The 8,091-nt window shown below is 37.9% G+C and carries 8 protein-coding genes; 2 read left to right on the top strand and 6 right to left on the bottom strand.

What is annotated here, in order from left to right; all coding sequences use genetic code 11:
• Positions 1 to 575 (top strand): alpha/beta fold hydrolase (locus tag F6K54_RS35320; protein ID WP_293088394.1); only part of this gene is annotated, 575 nt, incomplete at its 5' end.
• 948 nt (positions 576 to 1,523) lie between these two features.
• Here F6K54_RS35320 and F6K54_RS35315 read toward each other — a convergent pair.
• From F6K54_RS35315 to hisD, 5 genes are all read right to left on the bottom strand, one after another.
• Complete coding sequence (locus tag F6K54_RS35315) at positions 1,524 to 2,084, bottom strand: DUF3747 domain-containing protein (protein WP_293088392.1); 561 nt, start codon at positions 2,082 to 2,084, stop codon at positions 1,524 to 1,526.
• Positions 2,085 to 2,634: 550 nt separating this feature from the next.
• Positions 2,635 to 3,066, bottom strand: coding sequence for a universal stress protein (locus F6K54_RS35310; protein WP_293088390.1), 432 nt, complete (start codon positions 3,064 to 3,066; stop codon positions 2,635 to 2,637).
• Between the two features lie 373 nt (positions 3,067 to 3,439).
• A complete protein-coding gene (locus tag F6K54_RS35305) occupies positions 3,440 to 3,691 on the bottom strand; it encodes a hypothetical protein (RefSeq protein WP_293088389.1) in 252 nt (83 codons plus the stop codon).
• Positions 3,678 to 3,803: a hypothetical protein gene (locus tag F6K54_RS35300; protein ID WP_293088387.1), complete on the bottom strand. Its 126-nt coding sequence runs from the start codon at positions 3,801 to 3,803 to the stop codon at positions 3,678 to 3,680. Before F6K54_RS35300 ends, F6K54_RS35305 begins: the two co-directional genes overlap by 14 nt.
• Before the next feature lie 145 nt (positions 3,804 to 3,948).
• The gene (gene hisD, locus F6K54_RS35295; protein ID WP_293088396.1) at positions 3,949 to 5,313 is read right to left on the bottom strand and encodes a histidinol dehydrogenase; all 1,365 of its coding nucleotides are present in this window, start codon (positions 5,311 to 5,313) and stop codon (positions 3,949 to 3,951) included.
• 316 nt (positions 5,314 to 5,629) lie between these two features.
• Here hisD and F6K54_RS35290 point away from each other — a divergent pair, with 316 nt between their 5' ends.
• The gene (locus F6K54_RS35290; protein ID WP_293088385.1) at positions 5,630 to 5,758 is read left to right on the top strand and encodes a hypothetical protein; all 129 of its coding nucleotides are present in this window, start codon (positions 5,630 to 5,632) and stop codon (positions 5,756 to 5,758) included.
• Between the two features lie 1,072 nt (positions 5,759 to 6,830).
• Here the strand turns inward: F6K54_RS35290 and F6K54_RS35285 are convergent.
• Complete coding sequence (locus F6K54_RS35285; RefSeq protein WP_293088383.1) at positions 6,831 to 7,805, bottom strand: hypothetical protein; 975 nt, start codon at positions 7,803 to 7,805, stop codon at positions 6,831 to 6,833.
• Positions 7,806 to 8,091: the final 286 nt, after the last annotated feature.

Below are 8,091 nucleotides of genomic sequence, written 5' to 3'. Positions count from 1 at the left end.
GCAACTCCATTGGTGGATTACTTAGCCTAATGATACTAGCAGACTACCCAGAAATTTCTACAGGTGGAATTCTCATTAACTGTGCAGGAGGCTTAAACCATCGACCTCAAGAACTAAATCCTCCTCTAAGATTCATAATGGGGATGTTCAGCAAATTAGTTAATTCCCCAGCTCTAGGACCATTTATTTTCAATCAAGTCCGTCAAAAATATCGTATTCGTGGCACCCTCAAACAAGTTTATCGTAATCAAGAAGCCATTACAGATGAGTTAATCGAATTACTTCATCGTCCTTCTTGCGACGCTGGAGCGCAGAAAGTTTTTGCTTCAATTCTCACTGCACCCGCAGGACCTCATCCCTCAGAATTGTTACCAAAAATTCAAGCACCATTGTTAGTAATTTGGGGAGAAAACGACCCTTGGACACCAATTTCTGGTGGGAAAATTTATCAAGACTTAGCAGAGAAAGGTGCATCTATTAAATTTGTTCCCATACCCAACACAGGTCATTGTCCCCACGATGAAAGGCCAACAATAGTTAATTCTTTGATTTTAGATTGGTTATCTAAAATGTGAAGCTCTTGATAGATAATGCTTTCAAGATTTGTCAAAAAAAATTACTGAAAAGTAGTGACAAAACTAGCTTAGTAAGTTAGACTATCTAGGGTGTGAGGAGCGAATCAGTAAGAGCATCGAGACGAAACACGGCCAGTCGTCGATGCTCTTTCTCAAAAACTCTGTTTATGTTAAGGCACAACTGTTGTGTCAATTACTTTTTGAATTTCTTTTAAGTGGTGTTGAGGATTATTAAGAAGCGGTCATTTTTAATGGCCGCTTTTTAACATTAATTTGATAGAACTATGATTTGCTAATTAACTCTCAAAGCTTTTATTTTTGACTACTCCCCGCAGCTGTTGCCAAGGGGATTCTAAGTTGATACTACGCAACAGGATAAATCCTTGTTGCTTCGTCTATACTTAGCTGACCAAAGGTATATTCTTTGGGGACAAGTCAAAGTGCCCCTACACAGTCTGCTTAAGTCTAAACCTAGCTTTCTGCTTACTTTTGTCTTAGACATTTGTATATTCAGATTATAGCACAGGACAACTAAAGTTGTCTAGTCTAAAGGACTCGCTTGTTTTCATCCCCCGGTTAAAACACGCTTGCTCTCAACGTCGCTTTTCGGTAAATGCTTTAATATTTTTAACGGAAAAAAAAATGCAAGTTTTTCGCTCCAAAAAGCTAAAAATGCTCACATTTTCAGCAAACCTAGTGCCGCTACCCGGATGTTTATAAGTCATACATTTAAAAGCAAGTGCTAATTGGCGAGGTGTCCTCAGAATGTAAGATGCACTCAAGACATTCAATCATTTTTGATTTGTAATTGTTTTAGGATTTTGTAACTGGTTAGTTATTTCCGCCATCCTGCACTAAACAGACAAATATCAGACAATTATTCCTTCTGACTTCTGACTTCTGACTTCTGACTTCAGTAAACCCTATCTAGTTGTGATCATAACTTTCTCACTCTGTTGGCATCCAATCAGTAGTAACATATATATGACCTAACTCTTTACCCCCATAAGTTCTTTTAGCAAACCGCCAACCAGGTTCAAGAATAATTTTAGTAAATCCGTCAGCTAAACCATAAGTTCTGCCTATCAGTAGTCGTGGTGCATTAGAATCATAACGAGAAATACCCATTAGTCGTATATCCCCCCCGCTCATTTGCAAAGAGAGAGCATATTCAAGAGCTAGATCAGTACCTGCAATTCGGATAGAATAACCATTACTGTCAGTGGCACGTCCACAAATACCCGTAAAGTCAAAATTTAGTAATAGAGGATCGACTAAGACAGGGCGATCGCCACTTTCATCCCAACATAGTCTGGCATCGGTTTTTTGTTCTAAAATTAGCAATTGTGGCCCAAAAGCACGAGGAACTGCAATTGCAATGTATCTAGACTGCTCGACTTCTTTTTGGTCAAAGAAATTTGCTCTGACTGGTGTTGGACGAAGAGAAAAGAAAGTTAATAATCCTAAAGTTGTCAGTGCAGCTATAGACTGCTTAAAAAAAGTTTTCATGCCTCTTGTTTCACCTGATTTTATATATATAGCTTGAGAATATAGATTTTAGGAAATTTTAGGACTTATTTTCGTACTTATAATGGTATTTGTCAAATTATAATTGATTAAAAACAGAAAAAATCAGATTATTTTATTGAATTTATGATTTTCGGTTTAACCATCATCCCGTAAGTTAATCGTAAGATAAAAAAATACGGTAATTAAATTTATTATTGCTTTTGATTCCCTATTGATTTTTTCTATTTTTATACTAATTTACCGAAAAATTGTGGTTGAAAGCCTCCTATTTTAAGGGGAGAAAAGCGGTCGTTTTGCGCTTCGCAAAATGTTTGCGGACCATGACCTAGGAAAAAGCGTAGTTTCTCACAGAGTTGGGATGGCGAAGTTTCATCGCCATATCCAATCTACCAAGAGAAGAAAAATTTTCTTTTGAGTCAATCCTCTTCATTCTTTTAAAAGAGAGGTAATTATTAGTTATTAATTATTAATTATTAATTATTAATTATTAATTATTGAATACTTCTACTTATAACAAAAATAGTATGAGCTATCTCTGCTTGACCACAAACACTGAGCAATTTGCTTCAGCAACAACCTGACTACTAATAGACTTCTGCAAAATCCGATTTATACCTTTTAATCCCCGACTACCAATTACAATTAAATCTGCATTATAAATATTAGATAAGCGAACAATTTCTTCACTTGGATCGCCAGTCACAACCTCTACTTCAGTAAAACAAGGAAGTTTTTCTCGGTAAACTTTAAGTTGCTTTTCAAATTCCCCGACAGAAATATTTTTCCCTTCAGGTTGAGGTCGATCCGCTTTCAGATCCAAATCTGATTTTTCTGTAGCAACCACATGAGATAAAATCACTCTTGTTTTTGATGTTAAGTTAAATTCTGTTAATGCTTGAATTACTAAATCTAGATCTGAGTGTGAATTGCTGAGAGCTACAATAATTGTTTTGAAGGCCATAGACAAGAGTATTAGTCAGAGATAAGAAATAGGTAGTCCTATACAGTATTGACTGCTCCCCAGACTTAAGTCACGGGGATTCTAAGTTGATACTACGCAACACCGATAAATCCATGTTGCTTCGTTTTTCCTTAGCTGACCAAAGATATATTCTCTGGGGACAAGTCAAAGTGCCCCTACACAGTCGGCTTAAGTAGGGGGCGATTCGCGAATCGCCCCTACAGCTTTGCGGCTTACTTTTGCGATTATATTTGCAGCCCCGTTACAGTCTGCATTAATTAACCAATTATTAATACTTCTATACAAACCACGCTTTATTCTTTTCGGTGACGGTTTCCAATCATTGGGTTTCTCACCATAAATAGGCAGATCGTCACCATCTAAAAATGAAGCCATACTTGTATAACTTTCTTGGTGTTTCTATAAATATTATTCCATATTCATCGCACAACTGAGCTATTCTTTCTTTGAGTCTAGCTGTAGGAATTGGTACAAATTCTGAATTCTTTTTATGACCATTATCTATTTCATTTTTCTGACCTTTATTCCAACCAAATACAATTGTACCAATAAAATTTTTTACACAATGATTAATTACTATTCTGGCTGCTTTATTTATACCCAAATCGAATTTGGCGGTTACGCTTTTCTGTAATGGCAGCTAGTCTATTTGACCAAAATCCCAAAGGTTTATTTTCTTTAATAGTTGATATCTGTTTGTTGTACCAACGATTCATTGATTTAATCTGTTTCCCATAAACATCAGACAACGCAATATATTTCCAACTTCAGTTCTTCCTTCTTCTATGAAATTGAAAACCTTCCATTAGTTGTATGTTCTCCCGCGATCTAAAGATTCTAACGGGAGTCATCTTGTATTACTTATAAATTTTTACCATCATTTTCCTGATTAATGTTTTCTTTTTTCATCCATTCTTGTTGCTCCTGCTCCTGAGTTTTTGTCCTCACTCGTACCGAGTTAGCATGAGAGGGCAACCCCTCAGTCGTGGCCAATAGATCGATTTTTGTGGCCACTTTATGCAAGGCAGTAGAAGAATATTGAACCAAGCTAGAATGCTTCATAAATGTTTCTACTCCCAATGCTGAAGCATAGCGAGCAGCACCAGAAGTAGGCAAAGTATGATTTGGCCCTGCCAAATAATCTCCCACAGCTTCTGGAGTGGAATAACCAAGGAAAATAGCACCAGCATGACGAATATTTTCCAGCAAAGCCCAAGGATCTGAAACTTCCAACTCCAAGTGTTCTGGAGCAAATAGATTAGAAAGTTCAGCAGCAGCTTTGAGAGACTCAACAACAACAACTAAACCGTAATGGGCGATCGCCTTTTCTGTCATTGTGCGACGTGGATGATCCTCAAGTTGTCGCTCTACCTCTGTTACCACCTGACGTGCTATTGCTGAATCTGTAGTTAACAAGATAGCTGCAGCCAATGAATCATGTTCTGCTTGAGCCAACATATCTGCAGCTAAATGAACTGGGTTAGCTTCAGAATCTGCAATAATCATCACCTCTGAAGGCCCAGCCAGAGAATCAATACCTACGGTGCCATAAACAATTTTCTTTGCCAAAGTTACATAGATATTACCCGGCCCAGAGATGACATCCACTTTTGGTATAGTTTTTGTCCCATAAGCAAGAGCTGCTATTGCCTGTGCTCCTCCAATCCTATAAATTTCTTGAATGCCTGCTTCCTGAGCAGCTACAAGTACAGCAGGATTAATTTTGTTACCTTGGCCAGGTGGTGTTACCATGACAATCTTCGGTACTTTGGCCACTTGAGCAGGTATAGCATTCATTAGAACTGTACTTGGATAAGAAGCCTTACCCCCAGGAACATATAAACCAGCTCGATCTACTGGTGTGTAGCGTTTGCCCAAAACCACTTCATCATCACCGAACTGAACCCAAGATTTAGGAACTCGCTGTCGGTGAAAAGCTTCTATCTGTTTAGCAGCAAAACGAATTGAATTTAATAAGTCCTTATTTACTTGTTGATAGGCCGCATCTAACTCTGAACCGCTTACTTTTAACTCTTCTGGAGTTAAGGTAATATGGTCAAACTCTGATGTATAGTGTAATAGAGCCTCATCGCCTTTTTCTTTAACGGAGCGCAAGATTTCTCGCACTGTAGTTTCTTTATGAATAGCCGTATCATCATGGGTACGTTCTGTGATACGTTTTAATTCAGCTTGTGCCTCAAGCCAGTTAGTAATTATTCGCAGCATGGAGATTAGGAATGCCAACTAATAAAGTTCGCTAGTAGAGGGTACTTTCAGAACTCAGAGAGTTGGAGCAACATTAGAACTATGTAGAATGCTCAACATTTGACAATCAAGAAATAAAAGTTCTTATTCGCCAACTGTCTTTTAACTTAACCCTAATTTAATTTAGGGATAAAAGTAAAACCATTCTCTAAGTTTCCGAATCACCCATTACTCTTTGTTATAGCGTGAAGTACCAACACTGGCATCTTTAATACTGTACTCAGTTTTCTGCATTATCTGCCAATATCTCCATGTAGCATAACTTTAGCGTCAAAATATGAAGAAGGAAGAAGGAAGAAGGAAGAAGGAAGAAGGAAGAAGGAAGAAGAAAAAATTTTGCGTTATCAAAAAATTCAAAATTAAATTCATTGTTACCGAAAAATTGGGTTTAAAGCCTCGCCCATAAGCGGGCGACTTTCTATACTATGCTATAATGAAATTGGTTCTATACCCACCTTGTCTCATAAATACTGTAGAAAAGAATATTAGGTCGAAATTCCTTCAGTTGAGAGCAGAACAAGGGAAGCTTTCAGGTCAATGAGCAGCTCAAACTTGAAGGCACAGACAAGCATCCATAAGAATTCTTGATAGATAAGTCGCGGGAGGGCATTCTGAGACTCGTGCGCGGACGTGGAGGCAAGTGTAAGACTACCGTCAAGGTAGCAGCAGCCGGTGAGACGTCAACTCGCTGAAGAGCTACGGCTCGGTAGGAATCCCCGTGCCTTTAGGCCGGGGAGGATGTCAAAGAGAACTTGCCACTTAGTTACAGTTACTTTAGTTTTATGCCATCTTCTGAACCCAAGCTTAATATAAGCCTTGGGTATATAATAAGTGATCAATGTTATGTCTTTTTTGGTTAGTTTGGCTTAGACTTGCGTTATTCAAATAGTTATAACTTGTCAGTTGAGTGGACGTGGCCTATAGTCGCCCCCTCACCTAAGCGTTAAATTCTTATGAAGAAAAAACTGATTATTCTTTTAAAGAATATTTCCCTTATATATGTGGGCCTATTTTTGTTGAGCTTAATTTTTGCATTTTCAATTCCACTTCCTTATTTTGACTTTGGATAAGTCGTCGATCTACAAAAAAGCTGCTATTGGACGAATGATGATTTTATAGTGGATTATATTGAGTGTCGAGGTTTGCCAATAAATGAGTTAGTGAAGTTTTTTTTGAATTTCTGGATGCGCTTGGTAGTTCCGCTACCTTTTGTGTTTTATTTTCCTGAGGCTGCATATTCCATTTTGCTATATTGGTCTCCCTTATTTTACTTACTATGGTATGCAATAAAAGGGCGACATTTAACCAAGTAATCAGCCGGAAGACAAATTTACCTCGTTTCAGTTTTCATTACTTACAAAAAACAGTCGATAACAAGCATAGCAAAAGAAAGTTATACAGTAAAACGCTAGGCTTCAAAAGCCTTACATTAAAAGACTTATAAAAACAGTTGGCACTAAACAACAGCTTCTCTAGTTTTAGCCCAACTTATTATTTGCTATTTCCTGAGCTGTAGGTTGCTCTGGTTCTGGTTGTGCTTCTAATGCAGCTTCTAACTTGATCGCAAGGTCACGAGGACAAGGTTTTTGAGACTTTGCATCTACTCCTTTGAGCGATCGCTTGTCCACGACTTTGAATGTGTCATGCTTTGGTAGATAAATCACTCGTTCGTTCTCTTTGCACTGTTTACCTCCACGGTAAAACCCAACATAACGCCCTATCTCTCGTCTTCCTAGAGGGTTAGCCCAACTAACTAAATCAAAAGGTAAGGCTGCTGTTTTAGTGGTAGCGTTAATACATTTGATTAGATTGCGCTCAGGAATTGTGCAGCTTTCCCAAATCTCTCCAGCCTTCTCAGCCCCTATCTCTGACTTGAATTGCTCTAGTTGTGATTTATTTTTCTTAGATAATAGCTGCTGCTTCAGTTCAGTGAGAGTAGGTTCAGGTTGTTGCAAACTACTCCTAGTTTCACTCGCTTCTACTTCATCAACTTCTAAAGTTTCGGTTTGAGCTGGAGAATTTTTTTCTATGGATTGCTGCCGATTTTTTTCTGAGATTTTATTAGAGGCTGCATTTACCTTAGCTATTTCTGCCTCATTAAAGTATGGTGATTCGATTTTCTCAGATTCTGGTATATCTTGTGGAGGCTGTTCACCAAATAAACTGTCGTATGCTTGTGCCTCCTGTGGGGTGTAGGTAGTCTCTGAATTGCTTTTGTGTTGCTCTTGCTCTTCTATGTAGGTATCGGCAGCCTCAATGTCAGCGATCGTGTTTTCTAGGTGGTGGATTAAGTACCCTAAGAAGCGGTTGTAGTATAATCGTGTTTCGTTTACTGAATTTGTAATTGGTTTAGTGGCCATTGTTTGAGTTAGACCCAAGTAGGCTCGTAATAAAGCCTTTTCTTGGCTGAGATTTTGTACTATAATTGAAATTGGATTAATAAAGAAAATCATTTTGGCCTCCTATGGCTATTGGTTTTCACAAAAGGGACATTACATGGTTCATAGCCTTGTGTGATGTCCCTTTTCTTTTTGTGGGTAGTTTGATTACCCTCTATCATAATAATGATAATAAGACTACTTGTTAAATGTAAATATATTTTTATAAAAATTTTACCAGGATATCGCGGGAGTATGAAAGCCCCGTCTTTTTAAAGCGGGGATGAAAGACGACACGGAGTAATTTATTGCTCCGTAATATTTTATCTGTTATGTTTATACCAAGTATGATAGTATAAGA

Origin of the sequence: Okeania sp. SIO3B5 (genome assembly GCF_010692555.1) — a bacterium.
GTDB lineage: Bacteria > Cyanobacteriota > Cyanobacteriia > Cyanobacteriales > Microcoleaceae > Okeania.
Note: the sequence above shows the minus strand (reverse complement) of the source record. Positions and strands in the feature narration are given on the sequence as shown.

Excerpts from the sequence above, each read along its gene's own strand:
- F6K54_RS35310 (WP_293088390.1), bottom strand. The coding sequence starts at position 3,066 with ATGGCCTTCAAAACAATTATTGTAGCTCTCAGCAATTCACACTCAGAT.
- F6K54_RS35300 (WP_293088387.1), bottom strand. The coding sequence starts at position 3,803 with ATGAATCGTTGGTACAACAAACAGATATCAACTATTAAAGAAAATAAA.
- hisD (WP_293088396.1), bottom strand. The coding sequence starts at position 5,313 with ATGCTGCGAATAATTACTAACTGGCTTGAGGCACAAGCTGAATTAAAA.
- F6K54_RS35290 (WP_293088385.1), top strand. The coding sequence starts at position 5,630 with ATGAAGAAGGAAGAAGGAAGAAGGAAGAAGGAAGAAGGAAGAAGGAAG.
- F6K54_RS35285 (WP_293088383.1), bottom strand. The coding sequence starts at position 7,805 with ATGATTTTCTTTATTAATCCAATTTCAATTATAGTACAAAATCTCAGC.
- F6K54_RS35315 (WP_293088392.1), bottom strand. The coding sequence starts at position 2,084 with ATGAAAACTTTTTTTAAGCAGTCTATAGCTGCACTGACAACTTTAGGA.